The organism is Streptomyces arenae (genome assembly GCF_022343545.1).
Taxonomy (GTDB): Bacteria; Actinomycetota; Actinomycetes; order Streptomycetales; family Streptomycetaceae; genus Streptomyces; species Streptomyces humi.
In genome coordinates this window covers 69104-90255 of record NZ_JAKQYH010000070.1, presented here as the reverse complement: position 1 = coordinate 90255, position 21152 = coordinate 69104, and the positions used below count along the sequence as shown (strand labels likewise).

Here is a 21152-nt window from a genome sequence, read left to right as displayed (position 1 = left end):
GTGTCGCACGGGGGTACGACAACGCCTCCGCCGCCGGTCAGAAGGCGTCGACGGGGACGTGCACGCCCCACACCGAACGCAGTGCGTCGCACACCTCGCCGACCGTCGCCCGGGCGCGCAGCGCCTCCTTCATCGGGTAGAGGACGTTGCCGTCGCCCTCGGCGGTCCGCCGCAGGGCGTCCAGGGCGGCGGTGACGGCCGTCCGGTCGCGTCCGGCGCGCAGCCTCCGCAGGCGGTCCGCCTGGCGGGACTCGAGGGCCGGGTCCACGCGGAGCGGTTCGTACGGTTCCTCCTCGTCGAGGTGGAAGCGGTTGACGCCGACCACCACCCGGTCACCCGCGTCCGTCTCCTGGGCGATGCGGTAGGCGTTGCGCTCGATCTCGGCCTTCTGGAAGCCGTGCTCGATCGCGGCCACCGCACCGCCCAGTTCCTCGACCCGCCGCATCAGCCCCAGGGCCGCCTCCTCGACGTCGTCCGTCATCCGCTCCACGGCGTACGAACCGGCGAAGGGGTCCACGGTCGCGGTCACGTCCGTCTCGTGTGCCAGCACCTGCTGGGTGCGCAGGGCCAGCCGCGCGCTGCGGTCGGTGGGCAGGGCGATCGCCTCGTCGAAGGCGTTGGTGTGCAGGGACTGGGTGCCGCCCAGGACCGCGGCCAGCGCCTGGACCGCCACCCGGACCAGGTTCACCTCCGGCTGCTGGGCCGTCAGCTGGACGCCCGCCGTCTGGGTGTGGAAGCGCAGCATCCGCGACCTGGGGTTGCGCGCGCCGAACTCCTCCCGCATCACCCGGGCCCAGATCCGGCGCGCCGCACGGAACTTGGCGACCTCCTCCAGAAGGGTCGTCCGGGCCACGAAGAAGAAGGACAGGCGGGGTGCGAAGTCGTCGACGTCCATGCCGGCCGCGATCGCCGTGCGCACGTACTCGATGCCGTCGGCGAGCGTGAAGGCGATCTCCTGCACGGGGGACGCGCCGGCCTCGGCCATGTGGTAGCCGGAGATGGAGATGGTGTTCCACCGCGGGATCTCCGCCCCGCAGTACCGGAAGAGGTCCGCGGTCAGCCGCAGCGACGGCTGGGGCGGGAAGATGTAGGTGCCGCGCGCGATGTACTCCTTCAGCACGTCGTTCTGGACGGTCCCGGTCAGCGCGGCCGCCGCCACCCCCTGCTCCTCCGCGACCAGTTGGTACAGCAGGAGCAGTACGGCGGCGGGGGCGTTGATCGTCATCGACGTCGACACCCGGTCCAGCGGGATCCGGTCGAACAGCACCCGCATGTCCTCGACCGAGTCGACCGCCACCCCCACCTTGCCGACCTCGCCGTGCGCGAGGGGCGCGTCGGAGTCGTGGCCCATCTGGGTGGGCAGGTCGAAGGCGACGGACAGCCCGGTGGTCCCGTGGGCGATCAGCTGCCGGTAGCGGGCGTTGGACTCGGCCGCCGTACCGAAACCGGCGTACTGGCGCATCGTCCAGGGCCGGCCGGTGTACATCGTCGGGTGGACGCCCCGGGTGAAGGGGTACGACCCCGGTTCGCCGAGTTGGCGGGCCGGGTCCCAGCCCGCCAGGTCCGCCGGGCCGTAGACGGGCTCGACGGGCAGTCCGGACTCCGACTCTCGGGTCATGGTGGTGACCTCCGCGGTACGCCGGCCGGCCGGTGCCTCCGGCCCTTCCCACCATGCCCCCTTGTTCGGCGGCGGTCACGCGGGGAAGCATCCACGGCATGAAGGTCTCGGGGTACTCAGGGATCGTCGGGCGGCCCGCCGTCGCGCTCGCCTCGGCCGCCGTACTCGCCGGGCTGGCGGCCCTGTGCGGATGCACCGTGCAGCCGCCGGACGGCAACGGCAAGGGGCACTCGCCCGTCCACATCGAGCTTCCGCACAGCACGCCGGCCGGCACGGCGGCACCGGACCGGACCGCACCGGCCCCGGCGACCTCGCCGGCCGCCGCGCCCACCCCGTCCGCCGTCGAGACCGTGCCGCCGCACATCGTGTACACGCGCGGCGACACCGGCACCGGCGTCCGCGGTCTCCAGGCCCGGCTGCGCCAGGTCGGCTGGCTGTACGACGGTCCCACCGGGACGTACGACGACCTCACGGCGGAGGCCGTCAAGGGGTTCCAGGGAAAGCGCGGGCTGCCCCGGACGGGTGAGACCGACGCGGTGACCTGGCGACGGCTGGTGGGGATGACGCGCCCGCCGGGGAAGTGGGAGCTGTACCTGATGGGCGGTCAGCCGGCCGCCGCGCCGGATCCGCGCTGCCTGACCGGACGGGTGCTGTGCATCAGCAAGACCAGCCGGACGCTGCGCTGGATGATCGACGGGCGGACGGTGTCCACGATGTCGGTGCGGTTCGGGGCGCAGTACACCCCGACCCGGGAGGGCGTGTTCCACGTCTACTGGAAGTCCCGGCACCACGTCTCGACGCTCTACCACTCCCCGATGCCGTACGCGCTGTTCTTCAGCGGCGGCCAGGCGGTGCACTACTCGTACGACTTCGCGGCCCGCGGGTACGCGGGCGGCTCGCACGGGTGCGTGAACGTACGGGACGAGGCGGCGATCGCGGAGCTGTTCGCGCAGGCGCGCAGCGGCGACAAGGTCGTCGTGTACTGGTGAGGCGCGGGACCGGAGGTGTTCGGGGCGCGGGCGGGACCGGGGGAACGTGTCCCGCCCGCGCCGATGCACGAGCCGCAGGTACGGGGGGAACCCCGGCTCTGTGCGACGGCCGATGACCAGTCGGCTCACTCAGTACTGCGCCGCCTGCTCCGAAAACGTCACACCCTGCGGGAAAAAAGTTCAGCGACTTTCAAAACCCCAGGTCAGCGGCTAGAGAGCGCTGTACGTCGGGGAGGGCACGCTGACGGGCCGGTTCGGCGCCAGGGGTGCGAACGCCGTCGGGGCGGGAGTGGCCACGCCGTCCTGGCGGGGGTCGTTGCCCCCGCCGCCGGCACCGCCGCCCCGGCCGGGCCGGCCGTCACCGGCACCGCCCTGGCCGTTGCCGTCACCCTGACCGCTCTGGCCGCCTTGGCCGCCCTGATCGCCCTGGCCGCCCTGACCGCCGGCGCCGCCCTTGCCGTCGCCCGCCGCGCCCTTGCCGCCGTTCTTCCCGGTGTCGAGGACGGTCGTGCAGAACTTGTCGACGCGCCCGGCACCGCCCGCGAACCGCTCCAGGGCACGTTTGCGGTCGGCGTCCAGGGACCTGCCGTTCCGCACGGCGCGGCAGGAGGCGAGCGCACCGCTCCAGCCGTTCCTCGGGGCGCCCGCGGAACCGGTGTCCCGTTCCTTCGACCTGCCGGACGCCCCGGGCGAGGGCTGTGCGGAACCGGTGGACGGCTCGCCTGACCGGGGTGCGTCGCTCTCGCCGCCGAGCAGGGACTCGGGCGAGGGCGAACCCTGCGGGCGCTGGGTGGTGCCGGCGGCGGAGACGGAGGCGGCCGGTCCGGGACGGTCGTCGCGGAACGGGGTGGGCAGCACCCCGGTGCCGGCGGCCACCGCGACCCCGCCGAGCATGCCGGCGGTCAGCGCGGCGGCGAGGCCGAGGCGCGCGGGCCGGGCCCAGCCCGGGACCCGGGGCGACCTGGAACCGGCGTCCAGGCGGAAGAGGCCGGCGTCCCCGCCCTGCCTCGTCCTGCCGGATCGCGCGGCCACGGCGGTCGGCTCGGTCTCGGCGGATTCGCGCGCTTTGCGGAACGCAGCCAGCGCCGCTTCCTCGCCGGGGAGTTCGGCGCCGCCCCGCGTGGACCGCGCGGAGAGCGCACCGAGCGTCCCGGCGAGACGTTCTGCCTGGTCACGGGCGGATTCGTCGACGGCTTCGAGCGACTCACCGCGCAGCAGACGTTCCGCCGTCGTCCGGTTCAGCCACTTGTACTGCTCGTCGGCCATCACATGTCCTTCTGCGTCCGCGAACGCGTATGCGTCACACTGGCGGACGTCACCGCACGATCTTTCGGTTCTCGCTGCGGCGGAAGAGCGTCGAGGACGCCCGCCCCCTCGGGGTCCGCGCCGAGGAGTTCGGCGAGTCTACGCAGCCCCCGGTGCGCCGCCGTCCGGACGGCACCGGCACGTTTGCCGAGGGTGTCGGCGGCGGTCTTGGCGTCCAGGCCCATCACCACCCGGAGTACGACCGCCTCGGCCTGGTCCTGGGGCAGCCGCGCGATCAGGGAGAAGGCGGAGTCGGTGGTGAGTGCCTCGATGGCCTCGCCGGCGGTGTCGGACTCGGCGGCCCGGCCGGTCAGTTCCGTCTCGTCGCCGCCGATCGCGGGGCGGCGGCCGCGCATCCGTATGTGGTCGAGGGCACGGTTGCGGGCGATCCGGGCGGCCCAGCCGCGGAAGCGGTCCGCGTCGCCGCTGAACCGGTCGAGGTCACGGGCGATCTGGAGCCAGGCCTCGGAGGCGACGTCCTCGGCGTCCGGGTCACCGACCAGCGTTCGGACGTATCCGAGCAGGCGGGGCTGCACCGCGCGGTAGACGATACGGAACGCGGTTTCGTCCCCGTCCTGTGCAGCACGCACCGCGGCGGTCAACTCCGCGTCGTCCCCCAGCACCCGATACCTACTTTGCGCCCGGACCGGCGCCGCTCTCGCGGTCGTGGTCCTGGCCGTCGTGGTTCCTCAATTAATGGTCGCGGTGGTCGGGACGCGGATGGTTGCGGTGGTCATGCGTCCTCCGCGGCCCGGCGCGAACTGCACGTTACGCACTGAAACCGCTCGTCGTCCACGTCCGTACAAGATGCAACTAACTCGTGACGCCGTGGGTGTGACAGAAAACGCAGTCATGGCGCTGAACAGAGTACGGGCCGCCGCGCGGTCCGTGCCGCGCGACGGCCGGGGCCTCTCCTGTGGGGGGTGGCGGCCCCGGCCGTTGCCTCGGTCCACGCCCCGGACCGCCCTGGCCGCCGAAGAACCCCCGGTCACCGAAGCCGCCGTCATGGCCGCGGCCGTCGGACTCGGTCGGCGTAGAGGTGGACGGCCCACCAGGTCTCGTACGATCTCCGCTCCGCGAGGATGCCCGTCCGGGCCGCGCGCGCGAGCCGCCGGTGCCGCCGCGGCTGCCCCGGCTGACGCCGTCCCCGCCCGCCGTCGGACACAAGTCGGTGCAGCCGCAGTGACGTTCGGACGCGACCGCGCGCTGTGTCTAAGCGTTACCTGTGCGACAGGCGTGACAGGTGTTACAGGCATGACAGCCGACTAGGGGTGGGGACGAGTGAGTCCACGCGGGAAGCGTGCGTACAGACCACTGAGCATGAAGCGGCGGGCGTGGCTGACGCTCGGCGCGGTGGTTCTCGGCGGCGGGGGTGTGGTGACGTACGCGGTCGCCAGTCCGTCCGCCGGCCACGGGGGCGGGCAGGCCAAGCGGCCGGTGAAGGTGTACGACCTCGCGCTGACGGGCACCGCGAACGGCCGGCGGGAACTGCCGCGCACGGAGACCCGGCAGTTCTCGCTGGTCGGCGTCTCCTGGACGGGGGCGGCCAGGCGGCTGCACGGCACGGCCCAGGTGCGCACCCGGAGCGCGGCGACCGGCGACTGGAGCGCCTGGCACGACCTGGAGGCGGCCGATCCGCTGGAGGACCCGGAGGCCGGCGCCGACGCGCGCGGCGCGTCCGAACCGCTGTGGGTGGGCCCCTCCGACGGCGTCCAGGTCCAGGTCGTCCACGAGGACGGCTCCACCGGCTCCGGTCTGCCCAAGGGGCTCCAGGTGAACCTGGTCGACCCCGGGGTGGCGACCGCCGCGGAGACCAGGGCGGAACCGGCCGCGTTCGTCGTGGACGGCACTCCGGGCGACAGCGCGTCGCCCACGGACCCCGCGTCGCCGAACGACTCCGCTTCCCCGGCCGACCCGGCCTCCCCGGCCGACTCCACGCCGCCCGCCGACTCCACCTCGCCCGCCGACTCCACGCCGCCCGGCGAGTCCGTGCCGCCGACCGCGTCGGTGCCGGTCACCGACTCCGCCTCGCCGGGCGACACCACGTCCGCCACGCCGACGGACGGCGCGTCCGCGAGCCCGTCGGCGACCACGCCCACCGCCCCGCCGTCCACCGTCCCGCAGCCGCCGGTCGTCTCGCGCGCCGGGTGGGGTGCCGACGAGTCGCTGAGCCCGGACCCGTCGGACTACAACACCGACGTGAAGGCCGTCTTCGTGCACCACACGGACGGCAGCAACGACTACTCCTGCGCCGACTCCGCGGCGATCGTCCGGGGCATCTACGCGTACCACACGCAGACCGAGCACTGGAACGACATCGGCTACAACTTCCTGGTCGACAAGTGCGGCACGATCTTCGAGGGCCGCAAGGGCGGTATCGGCCTGCCGGTGCTCGGCGCCCACACCTACGGCTGGAACCGGGAGTCCGCCGGGATCGCGGTGCTCGGTGACTACACCACCGGCGGCGCCACGAACGCGGCCCTGGCGTCGGTCGCCCGGATCGCCGCCTGGAAGCTCGGCCAGTACGGCGCCGACCCGGCCGGCACCGTCAAGCTCACGGCGGGCGCGACCCAGTCCAACTACTTCGGCACCGCCTTCACCTCCGGTACCGCGTACACCTTCAACCGGATCTCCGGTCACCGCGACGGCTACAACACGCAGTGCCCCGGCAACTCGCTCTACCCCCAGCTGCCGACGATCCGCGCCTGGGCGGCCGGACCGGTGCAGGGCCTGAAGCTCACCTCGCTGTCCGGCGCGGGCCTGTCCGGTTCGACGTACTACACCAAGGGCGCGATCACCGCGAAGTGGTCCACCACCACGCCCGGTTCGCTGATCTCCAGGTTCGAAATGCTGGTGGACGGCAAGGTCGCCGCCGCCGGTACGGCCGGCTCGGCCGGCGCCACGCTCGCCGCGGGCAGCCACACCGTGGCCGTACGGGCCGTGCACCAGTCGGGCAGGGCCACGACGACCGCCGCGCTGACCGTCGTCACCGACACCACCGCGCCCGCCTTCACGACCGCGCCCAGGCTCTCCCTGCGCTCCGGCACCGTCAGCACCACCGCCGTCCCGGTCACCCTCGGCTGGAAGGCCACCGACAACGCGGCCCTGAAGTCGGTCAGCCTGCTGTCCCCGACGACGGCCTCCTTCGGACCGGCCACGACCAGCTCCAGTCGCACCGCCAAGTCCGGCACCGCGTCCGTCTGGTCGATGAAGGCGTACGACCTCGCGGGCAACACCCGCACCTCGTCCCCGTCCTTCACCCCCGTGATCCTCCAGGAGACCTCGGCCGTCAAGTCCGGTACCTGGACGGCCCGTTCCGCCACGAACTACCTCGGCGGCACGTCGTACTCCAGCGGCTCCAAGGGCGCGAGCCTCAGCTGGGCCTTCACCGGCCGGTCCGCCGCCTGGGTGGTCAGCAGGGCGTCCACCTCGGGTCAGGCGTACGTGTACGTGGACGGCACCAAGGTCGCGACCGTCGATCTGAAGTCGACGACGACCTCCTACCGTCAGGCGATCTGGACGAAGACCTGGTCGTCCGGTGCCAAGCACACCGTGAAGATCGTCGTCGTCGGCACCAGCGGGCGCCCGACGGTCACGACGGACGGGCTGGTCTACCTCAAGTAGCTCAGCGCGTGGTTCAGGTGGCCGAGTCCACCGGTTCGGGCGTCCGTTCCTGCGCGGCCTGCGCGGCGGGCGCCCGGTCCGCGTTCACGACCACTCCGGCGATCAGCGCGCCCAGCAGCAGCGCCGCCATCGCCCACCAGGTGGCCACGTTGAAGCCGTGCACCGCGGCCCTGGCCTCCAGCAGCGCCCGGTTCGGGATGCTCGCGGCATGGGCGGTGGCGTACCGGGTGGTGACGCTCGCGGCGATCGTGTTGAGCAGCGCCGTACCGATCGAACCGCCCACCTGCTGCGCGGTGTTGAAGGTGGCGGAGGCGGCGCCCGAGTCGCGGGCGGCGACCCCGCCGGTGGCCAGCGAGACGGAGGTCATCATCGCCGTGCCCATGCCGAGGCCGAGCATCAGCATCCCGGGCAGGATGTGCGAGGCGTACGCGGGCTCGACCCCGACCTGGGCTATCAGCGCGAGCGCCCCGGCCGCCAGCAGCAGTCCGGGGACCATCAGCAGGCGGGGCGGGACCCGGTGCAGCAGCCGGGCGGCGACCTGCGTGGAGCCGGTGACCATGCCGACGGTGATGGGCAGGTAGGCGACGCCGGTCTTCACGGGCGAGTAGCCGAGGACGCGTTGCATGTAGTACGTCAGGAAGAGGAAGACGCCGAACATGCCGATGGTCACCAGCAGCACGGTGAGGAAGGCGCCGACGCGCTGCCGGTCGCGTACGACGGTCATCGGCAGCAGCGGCACCCGGGCGCGGGTCTGCCAGATCCCGAAGAGGCCGAGCAGGACCACCCCGCCGATCAGGAGCGTCAGGACCAGGGCGTCGCCCCAGCCCCGGGACTCCGCCTCGGAGAAGCCGTAGACCAGGGCGAGCATCCCGGCGGAGCCGAGCAGCGCGCCGGGCACGTCGAGACGGGCGTCGGGGTGCCGGCCGCCGCCGGACAGCAACACGTAGGCGCCGGCGAAGGCGACCAGCGCGATCGGCACGTTGACGTACAGGCACCAGCGCCAGTCCAGGTACTGGGTGAGGAAGCCGCCCGCGAGCAGCCCGACCGCGGCACCGGCGCCGATGATCGCGCCGAAGATGCCGAACGCCTTCCCGCGTTCCTTCGGGTCGGTGAACGTGGTCGCGAGCAGTGAGAGGGCGGCCGGGGCGAGCAGCGCGGCGAACACGCCCTGGAGCGCCCGCGCGCCGAAGAGCATGCCCTGGTTGACCGCGGCGCCGCCGAGCGCGGAGGCGGCGGCGAAGCCGAGCAGGCCGGTCATGAACGCGGGCTTGCGCCCGGCCAGGTCGGCGATCCGGCCGCCGAGCAGCAGCAGTCCGCCGAAGGCGAGCGTGTAGGCGGTGATCACCCACTGCCGGTTGCCGTCCGACATGTGCAGGGCGACCTGGGCGGAGGGAAGCGCGATGTTGACGATGGTCATGTCGAGCACGACCATCAGCTGGGCCAGTGCGATGACGACCAGAGCCCACCAGCGTCGGTTGTCGGCCATGCGCCAATCGTGCTCCGCGGCGCCCCACTTGGGAACGCCCGCGTCTCTTATTACGTTGTTTTTGCCGAAGTCGCGCTACCTCACGGCGTCCCGGCACAGCAGCCGCAGCGAACCGTCACCGCCGTAACAGCGCCGGGCCTCGTCGATCGGATCCCAGAGCCGGCCGTCGGGGGTGCGGATCCAGTGGTCGCCGCCGGACGCCCACCACTCGGCGCCGGACTGACGGGCGATCACCTCACCGGCATAGGCGCCGAGTCCGCGCAGCATCTCCCGTACCGCCTCGTACGGCGCGCCCTCGACGCGCACCTCCTCGATCAGCCGGTCGACCCGCCACAGGCTCTGCGCCGAGTAGTCGAGCCGGACCCGCCCGCCCTCGCGCATCATGGCCACCGCGTCCGCCGCCCACCGGACCGGCTTGGCGGCGGCGTGCGGCCTGGTCTGCTGCTGTGCTGTCACATAGTGGGCTGTCACATAGGGGAGAGCGAGGTCAGCGGCGTTTTCGTCACCCGGATCCGGGGCGTTCCGGCAACCGGTGCAGGACCCCCGCAGGTCCGCCGCAGCTCCACCGCACGGTGTACACAGCTCCCCGGCTTCAGCCGAGTCCGCGGGCCCGCCGGGACACCACCGCGCGCAGCACCCGGCGGCCCTCCGTGGAGACGTCCAGCGCGCGCCGCAGCCCGGCCCCGCCGTGCGCGGCGAGCAGTTCGAGCACCGTGACCTGGCGGCGCAGTTCGGCGGCGACCAACGGGGACATGCCCTCGGTGCCGCCCTCGCGGCGGGCGTCGACCGAGGGGGCCGGGTCCGCCGCGGGGTCGAGGAGCCGGTGGATCTGGAGCGAGGCCACGGAGCACCCGTCGGCCCACAGCCGGATGCCGTCGGCCTCCTGCGAGGCGGGCGCGGCGTCGAGCATCCGGCGGGCCAGCGCCTCGGCCTCGTCGCCACCGGCGCCGGTCCCCGGCCCGCCGGCGAGGGAGCCGCGCGCCTTCTCGAGTCCCTCGCTCCAGTCGGAGCCGTCGGCGAGGCTCGCCCACAGGGGGCGCAGCACCAGGTCGTCCCCGCCGAGCAGCGGCACGCACCGATCCAAACAGGCCAACCCGCTGGCGGCCAGTCCGCGTTCACCGGCCTGCGCGATCAGCTCCACCAGGCTCATCCCACGCCTCCCACAACGGTACATACCAAGGCGCCGACCTATACGGAGCCCGCACTTCCCCTAACTGCGTGCGAGGGACCGGGAGTGTCACAGCGGCATCCGGCCCGGCGGACCAGGGAACCTCAGGAAAGGGTTTTCAGCCAACACCGCCGACGGCCGGGGCGGTGCCCGCCATCGCCTTCTCGCGCTGCGTCCGGGTCAGCCGGACCACGAGGGTGATCGCGAGGACGGCGGCGGCCCCGAGGGTGGACGGATCAGCCCAGCTTGTTCGCGAGGCCCTTGAAGTCGGGCCAGGACATCGCCGGGGCGCCCGGATCCCAGAGCTTCTGGACGGTGGCCCGCAGCGGCATCCGGATGCCGGCGGCGACCTGGTCCTGGGTCTGGGAGTTCGCGAGGTCGCACCAGACCGCGAAGGTGCCGCCGAGGATCTGGGAGTCGTAGGCCGCGGACACGGCGGAGGTGCCGCGCAGCACGCGCGGGGTCCACTGCTCGTAGATCCGCTGCCCGGTCGGGTAGACGAAGGTGTTGGGCTCGCCGAGCACGTAGTAGAGGTACTCGTCGTTGTAGTTGAGCACCTTGCGGCCGGCGCTCAGGTACTCGGCCGGCTGCCGGGCGCCGATCTCCTTGCCGGTCCAGTAGCCGACCTGGAGGTCCTTGGCCGGCTGCACGGAGGTACGGCGGAAGAAGCCGTCGTTCCAGGCCCGTACGGTGCGGTCGTGGGCGCGGACGGTGTCGGCGCGGGCGTTGAGCCAGCCGGTGGTGAGGTCGGCGACGGTGCCCGAGGCGCCGTAGGCCCGCCGGGCGGCGGCCGCGAGCTGCGGGTAGGAGGCCTGCGGGTCGGCGACGGTCAGGGCCTGGTACTCGTCACCGCCGAGGTTCCACCAGGTGCCGGGGAAGAGGTCGGCGTACTCGCCCAGCAGATCGTCGACGATCTTGGCGGAGGCCGGCTTGGAGATGTCGATGGCGCCCCTGGTGGCGATTCCCCGCGCGTTGCGCAGCTGGAGGTCGGGGTGGGCGGCGAGGACGGCGCCGAGGTGTCCCGGCGAGTCGATCTCGGGCACGACCTGGATGTGCCGGCCGGCCGCGAGCGCGACGATCCGCCTGACCTGGGCCTTGGTCAGGTGGTCGCGGGAGACGATCTCGGGGTGGGTGCCGGACTCGATGCGGAAGCCCTGGTCGTCGGAGAAGTGCAGCCCCAGCTGGTTGTACTTCAGGTCGCCCAGCTCTCTTATCCGGGCCTCGATCCAGCCGGCGGTGAACGGCTTGCGCGCGATGTCCAGCATGAACCCGCGCTGCGGCTTGGCCGGCCGGTCCCGTACGACCCCCTCCGGTGCCGTGCCGCTGCCGTGCACCTCCTGCTTCAGCGTCCGGGTCCCGTAGAACACGCCGGCGTCACCGGGCCCGCTGATCCGCACCGACCCGCCGCGCACGGTCATGGTGTACGACTCCGGGTCCCCCGTACCGCCGAGGTCCAGCCGCAGGTCACCGGTCCGGACGTCCTCGTCCGCGCCCTTGCGGCCGGCGTACGACAGGCCCAGCTCGCCCGCTATCAGCCGCCCCTCGTCGACCAGCGCCGGGTCGCTCACCACGACCCGGTAGCCCTTCTCGGGACGCCAGCCGGGCCCGCGGGCGGCCGTGTGGGACCGGACGGCCGGGATGGTGAGCGGGGCCTTGGAGAGGGGATAGCTGCGGGTCGGCGTGGGGGTGGGGCTCGCGGTCCGCGCGCCGCCGGACGGCTGCCGGGCCGATCCCGCGGCCTCGCCGCCGCCCCCGCCGCCGTCATCGGAGGCGGCCCACACCCCGATACCCGTGCCGAGCGCGACGGTTCCCACGAAGGCCGCGGCTACCACCGCGCGCCTTCGCGCGACCTGTCGTGTCGAGGGCCTGCGCCTGTGCTGGCTCACTGTCACAACTTACGACGCGGCGACCGCGCGATCGTCATCCACCCGCTCCGAAACTCTCCCGTCCGGGTGAAATTGCAGCAACCAACCGACACTTCGTGAACGTCCTCGATAACGTCAACGACACTTGTCCCACAGCATCCCCTGCCACACCGCTCGTGACGCGAGGACCCACGCTGCCCGCCCATCGCCCGTCCCGTCTCCCCACCCCGCTGGACGCCTTCAACGCCGCCCCCGACGACGAGGCCGTCGCCCTGCTCCTGCACTGCCTGCACAGCCCGCGCTGGGCCCGCCGCATCACCGAGCACCGCCCGTACCCGGACGTGGACTCCCTGCTGGCCGCGGCGGACGAGGCGACGTACGACCTGTCCCCTGGGGACCTCTCGGAGGCCCTGGCGGGTGAGTGCCTCCCGGAGCTGCCCGAGGACACGTACTCGGCGGCCCACACCGCCCTGACCGCGGCCCACGCGGCCTACGAGGCCAAATTCGGACACGTGTTCGTGATCCATCTGGGGAGCGCGACACCCGCCGAGGCCCTGGACCGCGTCCTGGAAGGCATCCGGTCACGTTTGACAAACGATCCGGATGAGGAACGAGTCGTGGCGGCCGAGGAACTCCGACGCCTGGCAGGCGGACGGCTGGCCGAGAAACTCAGGGGCGCGGGGAACTGCGCGACCAGCCCAAACGCACCCGCACCCGGCAAATGACCGAACCCGGCACCCCGGATGCCGCCCGGCTAACCCATCCGCGTGCCACTTTGATCACACCGGTAGGCCCGGCGTAAGCCCAGCGCGAGCGCCTCGCTACGATGCTGGGGGCCGGTGGACCGTACCCGGCCGGGCCCGACCGACAGCACAAGCCGGCGCGGCCCCGATACCCCGCTCCCGGAGGGACTTCCGTGCCGGCTGGAACGCTGTACCGCGGCCGGGAAGGAATGTGGTCCTGGGTGGCTCACCGAGTCACCGGCGTCCTCATTTTCTTCTTCCTGTTCGTTCACGTGCTGGACACCGCTCTCGTCCGCGTCTCCCCCGAGGACTACGACAAGGTCGTAGCCACGTACAAGACGCCGATCGTCGCACTGCTGGAGTACGGCCTGGTGGCCGCCATCCTCTTCCACGCCCTCAACGGCCTGCGCGTCATCGCCGTCGACTTCTGGTCGAAGGGCCCGCGCTACCAGAAGCAGATGTTCTGGACGGTCGTCGGTGTCTGGGTCGTCCTGATGGCCGGGGCCGTTTACCCCGTTCTCGGCCACGCCGCTCGTGTCCTGTTCGGGAGCTGACGCAGATGTCGACCACTGAATCCCCCGCAGCCGGCGTCGGCCCCGTCGAGGGCGCCCCCCTCTTCAACGTCGACAACCCGGCCCCCCTCATCGAGGCCCCGCGCAAGCGCAGCAAGAAGACCCCGCGCTCCACCCGCGGCAACTTCGAGATGGCCGCCTGGCTGTTCATGCGCCTGTCCGGCGTCGTCCTGGTCGTACTGGTCCTCGGCCACCTGCTGATCCAGCTGGTGCTGGACGGCGGCGTGTCGAAGATCGGCTTCGCGTTCGTGGCCGGCCGCTGGGCGAGCCCGTTCTGGCAGGTCTGGGACCTCCTCATGCTGTGGCTCGCGATGCTGCACGGAGCCAACGGTCTGCGCACGATCATCAACGACTACGCGGAGCGCGCGAACACCCGGCTGTGGCTGAAGGGCCTGCTCTACACGGCCACGGTGTTCACCATCCTGCTGGGCTCGCTGGTGATCTTCACTTTCGACCCGAACATCCGCTAGGCACGGGGCTGCGAGAATCATGAAGATCCACAAGTACGACACCGTCATCGTCGGCGCCGGCGGCGCGGGCATGCGCGCGGCCATCGAGTCCACGAAGCGCAGCCGCACCGCGGTGCTGACCAAGCTCTACCCCACCCGCTCCCACACGGGCGCCGCGCAGGGCGGCATGGCCGCCGCGCTCGCCAACGTGGAGGAGGACAACTGGGAGTGGCACACCTTCGACACGGTCAAGGGCGGTGACTACCTGGTCGACCAGGACGCCGCCGAGATCCTGGCGAAGGAGGCCATCGACGCCGTCCTCGACCTGGAGAAGATGGGCCTGCCGTTCAACCGGACGCCCAACGGGACGATCGACCAGCGCCGCTTCGGCGGTCACAGCCGCAACCACGGCGAGGCGCCGGTCCGCCGGTCCTGCTACGCGGCCGACCGCACCGGCCACATGATCCTCCAGACGCTGTACCAGAACTGCGTCAAGGAGGGCGTGGAGTTCTTCAACGAGTTCTACGTCCTGGACCAGCTGATCACCGAGGTCGACGGCGTCCGGAAGTCCTCCGGCGTGGTGGCCTACGAGCTGGCGACCGGTGAGATCCACGTCTTCCAGGCGAAGGCCGTCATCTACGCCTCCGGCGGCACCGGCAAGTTCTTCAAGGTGACGTCGAACGCCCACACGCTGACCGGTGACGGCCAGGCCGCGGTCTACCGCCGCGGGCTGCCCCTGGAGGACATGGAGTTCTTCCAGTTCCACCCGACCGGCATCTGGCGCATGGGCATCCTGCTGACGGAGGGCGCCCGCGGTGAGGGCGGCATCCTCCGCAACAAGGACGGCGAGCGCTTCATGGAGAAGTACGCGCCGGTCATGAAGGACCTCGCGTCCCGTGATGTCGTGTCCCGCTCCATCTACACGGAGATCCGGGAGGGCCGCGGCTGCGGTCCCGAGGGCGACCACGTCTACCTCGACCTCACCCACCTCCCGCCGGAGCAGCTGGACGCGAAGCTCCCGGACATCACCGAGTTCGCGCGCACCTACCTCGGCATCGAGCCGTACACGGACCCGATCCCGATCCAGCCCACCGCGCACTACGCGATGGGCGGCATCCCGACGAACGTCGAGGGTGAGGTCCTCATCGACAACACCACCGTCGTCCCGGGCCTGTACGCGGCCGGCGAGGTCGCCTGCGTGTCGGTGCACGGCGCCAACCGTCTCGGCACCAACTCGCTCCTGGACATCAACGTGTTCGGCCGCCGGGCGGGCATCGCGGCCGCCGAGTACGCGCACACCGTGGACTACGTCGACCTCCCGGAGAACCCGGCCGAGTTCGTGGTCGCCCAGATCGAGCGGCTGCGCTCCTCGACGGGCAACGAGCGGGTCGCCACGCTCCGCAGGGAGCTGCAGGAGACCATGGACGCCAACGTCATGGTGTTCCGCACCGAGCAGACGATCAAGACGGCGGTCGAGAAGATCGCGGAGCTGCGCGAGCGCTACAAGAACGTCTCGATCCAGGACAAGGGCAAGCGGTTCAACACCGACCTGCTGGAAGCGATCGAGCTGGGCAACCTGCTGGACCTCGCCGAGGTCATGGCGGTCTCCGCGCTGGCCCGCAAGGAGTCCCGCGGCGGTCACTACCGCGAGGACTACCCGAACCGCGACGACGTCAACTTCATGCGCCACACCATGGCGTACCGCGAGGTGGGCGACGACGGCACCGAGTCCATCCGTCTCGATTACAAGCCGGTCGTGCAGACCCGCTACCAGCCGATGGAGCGTAAGTACTGATGGCAACCCCCGTTCTGGACAAGGCGGACGCGGCCGGCGAGCCCGAGCCCGGCTTCGCCGACTCCCCGTACATCACCGTCACCTTCCGCGTCCGCCGGTTCAACCCGGAGGTCTCGGCCGAGGCGGTCTGGGAAGACTTCCAGCTGGAGATCGACCCCAAGGAGCGCGTCCTCGACGGCCTCCACAAGATCAAGTGGGACGTCGACGGCACGCTGACGTTCCGCCGCTCCTGCGCGCACGGCATCTGCGGCTCCGACGCGATGCGCATCAACGGCAAGAACCGCCTCGCGTGCAAGACGCTGATCAAGGACATCAACCCCGAGAAGCCGATCACGGTCGAGCCCATCAAGGGCCTGACGGTCCTGAAGGACCTGGTCGTCGACATGGAGCCGTTCTTCCAGGCGTACCGGGACGTCATGCCCTTCCTCATCACGAAGGACACGAACGAGCCCACGCGTGAGCGCCTCCAGTCCGCCGAGGACCGCGAGCGCTTCGACGACACCACGAAGTGCATCCTCTGCGCCGCCTGCACCTCCTCGTGCCCGGTCTTCTGGAACGACGGCCAGTACTTCGGCCCGGCCGCCATCGTCAACGCGCACCGCTTCATCTTCGACTCGCGTGACGAGGCCGGCGAGCAGCGCCTGGAGATCCTGAACGACCGTGACGGCGTGTGGCGCTGCCGCACGACCTTCAACTGCACGGACGCCTGCCCGCGCGGCATCGAGGTCACCAAGGCGATCCAGGAAGTCAAGCGAGCCCTGATCACCCGCCGCTTCTGACCCCGGTCCCGCCCGGACCACAAGGGCCCCGCTTCCGGCCGGAAGCGGGGCCCTTCCGCGTGTCTGCCGTCGGGGCGGTTGCGCGGTTCTAACCTGACGGTATGTCAGATGAAGAGTCGTACGAGCTGCTCGGGTTCGACAACGTGCTGCTTCCGGTCGGGAGTCTCGCCGATGCCGTGGCCTTCTACGAGCGTGCCGGGTTCACGGTCGGGTTCCGGTTCGACGAAGGGGGGATCGCGCTGCTGAAGGTCGGGGGCGAGACGCCCGGGATCCTGCTGCGGGCCGAGGAGGGGCTGGGGCACCGCACGCCGGTGTGGGCCGCGCCGCGGGTGTGGCTGGAGGTGCCGGACGCGCGGGTCGCGGCCCGGCGGCTGACGGACGCCGGGATCCTGGTCCTCGACGAGCCGTTCTCCGTCGCCACCGGCTGGACCGTGGAGATCGCCGACCCCTGGGGGAACGTCCTCGGGTTCACCGACTACAGCAAGCGGCCGGCGCTCGCACGGCGGGCGTGAACGGGGTCACTCCGCCATCGAGTTGAACACGTTCAAAAGCAGGTCTACAGTCATCCCTGTCAGCGTTTTGAACGCGTTCAAGAAGGGGTGGGGCATGGACCGTACCGTCATCGCCTACGTCATCTACCTGCTCGTCAGCATCGGTCTGACCGTGTGGGTGGCCCGCACGCTCAGCCGCAACGGGCGGATCTTCCTCTCCGACGTCCTGCACGGCAACGAGCAGCTCGCCGACGCCGTGAACCACCTGCTGGTGGTCGGCTTCTACCTGGTCAACCTCGGCTTCGTCGCGCTGTACCTGCACACCAGCGACACCATCGACGACACCCGCGGCATCTTCGAGGCCCTGTCGTCCAAGCTCGGGGTGGTCCTGCTGGTGCTCGGCGTGATGCACCTCGGCAACGTGTACGTGCTCAACCGAATCCGCCGCCGCGGGATCATGGAGAAGGAACAGCTCCCGCCCGTCCCGCCGCAGGGCTGGACGGCACCGGCGGCCGGGGCGTGAGCACCGTGCCGGCGACAGGGAACCGGGACGCCGTCCGCGTCCCGGTTCACGGGCTCACCGTTCTCTACGACGCGGAGTGCACCCTCTGCACCCACCTGCGCGACTGGCTCGCGCGGCAGCCGCAGCTGGTACCGCTGGAGCTGGTGCCGGCGGGCTCCGACGAGGCCCGGGCCCGCTTCCCGGACCTGGACCACTCCGCCACCTTCGACGAGGTCACCGTGGTCGGCGACGCCGGGCAGGTCTACCGGGACACCGCCGCGTGGATCGTGGTGCTCTGGGCGCTGCGGGAGCACCGGCCGCTCGCCCACCGGCTCAGCACCCCGGCCGGGGCCAGGCTGGCCCGGGGGGCGGTGCTCGCCGCCGCCTGGTGGCGGGGCGGCCAGGGCAGCGGTGACGGCAGGCCCTTCCGGCGGCAGGACGGCTGGGTGTACGAACCCGGTATCGGGTGGATATACGACCCTCCGGGCTGTGCCGGTGGCGTCTGCGCGACTGGTTAGGCTCTGTCCGTGTCCGCGAAGAACGACGGTCCCGTCGAGGCCGGTGCCCCCAGCAAGTCCGAGCAGACCCGCGCGCTGATCCTGGAGACGGCGATGCGGCTGTTCCGGGAGCGGGGCTACGAGAAGACCACGATGCGGGCCATCGCCACGGAGGCGGGGGTCTCGGTCGGCAACGCGTACTACTACTTCGCCGGCAAGGAACACCTGATCCAGGGCTTCTACGACCAGCTCGCCGCCGAGCACCGGGCGGCGGTCCGCGAGGTCCTGGACCGGGAGACGGACCTGGAGGCGAGGCTCTCGGGGGTGCTCAAGGTCTGGCTGGACATCGCCCTGCCGTACCACGAGTTCGCGGTCCACTTCTTCAAGAACGCCGCCGACCCCGACAGCCCGCTCAGCCCCTTCTCCCCGGAGAGCGAGCACGCCCGTGAGGAGGCGATCAGCGTGCACCGGGAGGTGCTCGCCGGGGCGAGGACCAAGGTGGCTCCGGAACTGCGGGACGTGCTGCCGGAGTTGATGTGGCTCTCGCAGATGGGTCTGGTCCTGTACTGGATCTTCGACCGGACGGAGGGGCGGGAGCGCAGCTACCGGCTGGCCGAACGGGGGGCCCGGCTGACCGCGCGAGGCGTCTCCCTCGCGCGGTTCCGGGTGCTGCGGCCGCTGGTGCTGGAGGTCCACGAACTGTTCACGGACTTCCTGCCGGGAATGACCCGGGTGCTGCCGGACCCGGCGGCCAAGGGCCGCCGGGACGGCTGATCACTTCCGGTTGACCGCGTCCACCTCGCCCTCCGTCAGCTCCACGTCGTACACCAGCGGCCCCTGCCCCACCGTCACGCGGTGGGCCTTCGAGCCGTACGACGGCACGGTCACCGCCAGCAGGTAGGCGCCCGGGGCCGGGACCGAGACGATGTAGGAGCCGTCCGCCAGCGACGACACCTGGTCCAGCCGGCGGCCGCCCTCGGACGTCAGCGTCACCGACGCGCCCTCCACCGGGTCACCGTCCGGCGTGCGGACCAGACCGTGGACCACCGAGGCCGGGCCGGCCGGCTCCCCCGGCTCCGGGGTCTCCTCCGCCGGCTCCACGGCCAGGTGCGGCAGCCGCTTCTCCAGCCAGCCCGGCAGCCACCAGTTGGCGGCGCCCAGCAGATGCATCGCCGCCGGCACCAGGGCCGTACGGAGGATGAAGGCGTCGAGCGCGACCGCCGCCGCCAGGCCCACGCCCGCCATGGCCGCGCCCGAGTCGCCACTGAGGACGAAGGCCAGGAAGACGCAGACCATGATCAGGGCGGCGGAGTTGATGACCCGGCTGGTCTCGGCCAGCCCGACCCGCACCGCCCGCGCGTTGTCCCTGGTGTGCACCCACTCCTCGTGCATCCGGCTCACCAGGAACACCTGGTAGTCCATCGAGAGGCCGAAGAGCAGGGAGAGCATGATGACCGGGAGGAACGCGTTGATCGGGCCCTCCTTGCCGAGGCCCAGCAGGTCCAGGCCCCAGCCCCACTGGAAGACCGCGACCAGGACGCCGAAGGAGGCCGCCGCCGCGATCAGGTTCATCACGGCCGCCGTCAGCGGGACGACCAGGGAGCGGAAGGCGACCAGGAGCAGCAGGAAGCCCAGCCCGATGATCGTCGCGACGAAGAGGGGCAGCCGGTCGCCGGTGACGGAGGCGAAGTCCTTGGAGACCGCCGTCACCCCGCCGACGTGCGCCTGCGCGCCCGCCTGCGGGATCACCCGGTCGCGCAGGGTGTCGATCAGGTCGTCCGTCTCCTTGGACTGGGGAGAGGTGGTGGGGACGACCTGGATGACCGTCACCCCCTGCGCGGGCGGCAGCTGGGCCACCCGCGCGACTCCCGGCGTCGACTCCAGGCCGCGCACCAGCCGTGCCGTGTCGCCGCCCACGCTGACCACCTGGAGGGGGCCGTTGAAACCGGGGCCGAAGCCCTCGGCGAGCAGGTCGTAGGCCTTCCTGGTGGTCGTGGACGCGTCGTCGTTGCCCTGGTCGGTGGCGCCGAGGCGGAGGGAGAGGACGGGGACGGCGAGCACCGCCATCACGACCAGCGCCAGAGCCGCGATACGGCGGGGGCGCTTCTCGACGTTCGCCGACCAGCGGGCCGCCAGGCCGCTCGCCCGCTCCGGCTCGGGGCCCTCGGCGGCCAGCCGGCGGCGCTGGCGGCGGCTGAGGACGCGCGGGCCGAGGAAACCGAGCAGGGCCGGCAGCAGGGTGGTGGCCGCGAGGACGCTGAGGACGACCGTGAGGGACGTGCCGATGACCACGCCGTCCAGGAAGTGCAGCCGGGTGACCAGCATGCCGGCGAGCGCGATGCAGACCGTGCCGCCCGCGAACAGCACGGCCCGGCCCGAGGTGTTGAGGGCCGTGACCGCCGACTCCTCCGGGTCCAGGCCGCGCAGGATGCCGCGCCGGTGCCGGGTGACGATGAACAGGGCGTAGTCGATGCCGACACCGAGGCCGATCAGGGAGGCGAGCAGCGGGGCGATGTCGGGGATGTCGGTGGTGTGGCTGAGCAACTGGGTGGAGAACAGGCCCATGCCGACGCCGAAGACGGCGATCGCGATGGGCAGGGTCATCGCGAAGAACGACCCGAAGGCGAGGAAGAGGACGACCGCGGCCGCGATGATGCCGACCATCTCGGACAGGCCCTGCGGCGGCTCCTGGACGCGCTGGACCGCCTGCCCGCCCAACTCGACCTGGAGGCCGTCGCGTTCGGCGTCCTTGGCGGTGTCGAGGACCCGCTGGATCTGCTCCTTGGGTATCTCGTTGGCCCGCTTGGTGAAGGTGAGCTGGGCGTAGGCGACCGTGCCGTCCCTGCTGATCTGCGCCGCGCCCTGCGGACCGGCGTAGGGGCTGGTGACCGCGCCCACACCGGGCAGCTTCGCGATCGTGTCCAGGGCCGGCCCGACGCGGTCCCGGACCGCCGGGTCCTTCACCGAGCCGTCGGTGACCCGCCACACCACGGTGTCCGTGTCACCCGAGGTGTCCGGGAAGGCCTTCTGCATCAGGTCGTACGCGCTCTTGGAGTCCGTGTCGGGAAGGGAGAAGACGTTCGCGTAGTTCGTGCCCGCCGCCGAGGCCGAGAAGCCCACCCCCAGCAGCGCCCCCACCCACAGCAACAGGACCACCAGCCGGTGCCGATAGCACCACCGTGCCAATGCCGTCACGCTCAACAGCTCCTTGTCGTAGATCACTTCGGTCGGTCGGTCCCCCAGGTCCTGGGCAACAGGATCGGCAGCGG

General features: G+C 71.7%; 19 protein-coding genes. 11 read left to right on the top strand and 8 right to left on the bottom strand.

Going from position 1 to position 21152, the window contains the following annotated elements:
• Nucleotides 1-37: 37 nt before the first annotated feature.
• On the bottom strand, nt 38-1618 hold the full coding sequence (locus tag MB828_RS33395) for an acyl-CoA mutase large subunit family protein (RefSeq protein WP_301651451.1): 1581 nt from the start codon (nt 1616-1618) through the stop codon (nt 38-40).
• 98 nt (nt 1619-1716) lie between these two features.
• Here MB828_RS33395 and MB828_RS33390 point away from each other — a divergent pair, with 98 nt between their 5' ends.
• Nucleotides 1717-2607: a L,D-transpeptidase family protein gene (locus MB828_RS33390; protein WP_301651450.1), complete on the top strand. Its 891-nt coding sequence runs from the start codon at nt 1717-1719 to the stop codon at nt 2605-2607.
• Nucleotides 2608-2817: 210 nt separating this feature from the next.
• On the opposite strand, the gene MB828_RS33385 is transcribed toward MB828_RS33390, so the two are convergent.
• Together MB828_RS33385 and MB828_RS33380 are read right to left on the bottom strand one after the other, a co-directional pair.
• Nucleotides 2818-3873 carry a hypothetical protein gene (locus MB828_RS33385; RefSeq protein WP_301651449.1) on the bottom strand — a complete coding sequence of 352 codons (1056 nt, stop codon included), beginning with the start codon at nt 3871-3873 and terminating at the stop codon, nt 2818-2820.
• Entirely contained in the window at nt 3873-4535 is a 663-nt protein-coding gene (locus tag MB828_RS33380; RefSeq protein ID WP_133025655.1) for an RNA polymerase sigma factor, read from the bottom strand. Before MB828_RS33380 ends, MB828_RS33385 begins: the two co-directional genes overlap by 1 nt.
• A gap of 697 nt (nt 4536-5232) precedes the next feature.
• Between MB828_RS33380 and MB828_RS33375 the strand changes: the two genes are divergently transcribed.
• The gene (locus tag MB828_RS33375; RefSeq protein ID WP_301651448.1) at nt 5233-7536 is read left to right on the top strand and encodes a peptidoglycan recognition protein family protein; all 2304 of its coding nucleotides are present in this window, start codon (nt 5233-5235) and stop codon (nt 7534-7536) included.
• A gap of 13 nt (nt 7537-7549) precedes the next feature.
• On the opposite strand, the gene MB828_RS33370 is transcribed toward MB828_RS33375, so the two are convergent.
• From MB828_RS33370 to MB828_RS33355, 4 genes are all read right to left on the bottom strand, one after another.
• Nucleotides 7550-9022 carry a DHA2 family efflux MFS transporter permease subunit gene (locus MB828_RS33370; protein ID WP_301651447.1) on the bottom strand — a complete coding sequence of 491 codons (1473 nt, stop codon included), beginning with the start codon at nt 9020-9022 and terminating at the stop codon, nt 7550-7552.
• A 75-nt stretch (nt 9023-9097) separates the two neighbouring features.
• Nucleotides 9098-9478: a hypothetical protein gene (locus tag MB828_RS33365; RefSeq protein ID WP_301651446.1), complete on the bottom strand. Its 381-nt coding sequence runs from the start codon at nt 9476-9478 to the stop codon at nt 9098-9100.
• Between the two features lie 136 nt (nt 9479-9614).
• Nucleotides 9615-10172, bottom strand: a complete 558-nt coding sequence (locus MB828_RS33360; protein WP_301651445.1) for a hypothetical protein — start codon at nt 10170-10172, stop codon at nt 9615-9617.
• A 254-nt stretch (nt 10173-10426) separates the two neighbouring features.
• Nucleotides 10427-12004 carry a beta-N-acetylhexosaminidase gene (locus tag MB828_RS33355; RefSeq protein ID WP_301651444.1) on the bottom strand — a complete coding sequence of 526 codons (1578 nt, stop codon included), beginning with the start codon at nt 12002-12004 and terminating at the stop codon, nt 10427-10429.
• Nucleotides 12005-12231: 227 nt separating this feature from the next.
• Between MB828_RS33355 and MB828_RS33350 the strand changes: the two genes are divergently transcribed.
• From MB828_RS33350 to MB828_RS33310, 9 genes are all read left to right on the top strand, one after another.
• Nucleotides 12232-12780: a 2-oxo-4-hydroxy-4-carboxy-5-ureidoimidazoline decarboxylase gene (locus MB828_RS33350; RefSeq protein ID WP_301651443.1), complete on the top strand. Its 549-nt coding sequence runs from the start codon at nt 12232-12234 to the stop codon at nt 12778-12780.
• 191 nt (nt 12781-12971) lie between these two features.
• Complete coding sequence (gene sdhC, locus MB828_RS33345) at nt 12972-13352, top strand: succinate dehydrogenase, cytochrome b556 subunit (RefSeq protein ID WP_133025662.1); 381 nt, start codon at nt 12972-12974, stop codon at nt 13350-13352.
• A gap of 5 nt (nt 13353-13357) precedes the next feature.
• Nucleotides 13358-13840 carry a succinate dehydrogenase hydrophobic membrane anchor subunit gene (locus tag MB828_RS33340; protein WP_133025663.1) on the top strand — a complete coding sequence of 161 codons (483 nt, stop codon included), beginning with the start codon at nt 13358-13360 and terminating at the stop codon, nt 13838-13840.
• Nucleotides 13841-13859: 19 nt separating this feature from the next.
• Entirely contained in the window at nt 13860-15614 is a 1755-nt protein-coding gene (gene sdhA / locus MB828_RS33335; RefSeq protein WP_133025664.1) for a succinate dehydrogenase flavoprotein subunit, read from the top strand.
• Nucleotides 15614-16393: a succinate dehydrogenase iron-sulfur subunit gene (locus MB828_RS33330; protein WP_133025665.1), complete on the top strand. Its 780-nt coding sequence runs from the start codon at nt 15614-15616 to the stop codon at nt 16391-16393. Before sdhA ends, MB828_RS33330 begins: the two co-directional genes overlap by 1 nt.
• Before the next feature lie 101 nt (nt 16394-16494).
• Nucleotides 16495-16905: a VOC family protein gene (locus MB828_RS33325; protein ID WP_046729766.1), complete on the top strand. Its 411-nt coding sequence runs from the start codon at nt 16495-16497 to the stop codon at nt 16903-16905.
• A 94-nt stretch (nt 16906-16999) separates the two neighbouring features.
• Nucleotides 17000-17407, top strand: a complete 408-nt coding sequence (locus MB828_RS33320; protein WP_132891332.1) for a hypothetical protein — start codon at nt 17000-17002, stop codon at nt 17405-17407.
• Complete coding sequence (locus tag MB828_RS33315) at nt 17404-17904, top strand: thiol-disulfide oxidoreductase DCC family protein (RefSeq protein WP_301651442.1); 501 nt, start codon at nt 17404-17406, stop codon at nt 17902-17904. Before MB828_RS33320 ends, MB828_RS33315 begins: the two co-directional genes overlap by 4 nt.
• A 9-nt stretch (nt 17905-17913) precedes the next feature.
• Nucleotides 17914-18657, top strand: a complete 744-nt coding sequence (locus tag MB828_RS33310; RefSeq protein WP_133025669.1) for a TetR family transcriptional regulator — start codon at nt 17914-17916, stop codon at nt 18655-18657.
• Here the strand turns inward: MB828_RS33310 and MB828_RS33305 are convergent, their stop codons facing one another.
• Nucleotides 18658-21069, bottom strand: coding sequence for an MMPL family transporter (locus MB828_RS33305; protein WP_301651535.1), 2412 nt, complete (start codon nt 21067-21069; stop codon nt 18658-18660).
• Nucleotides 21070-21152 lie beyond the last annotated feature (83 nt).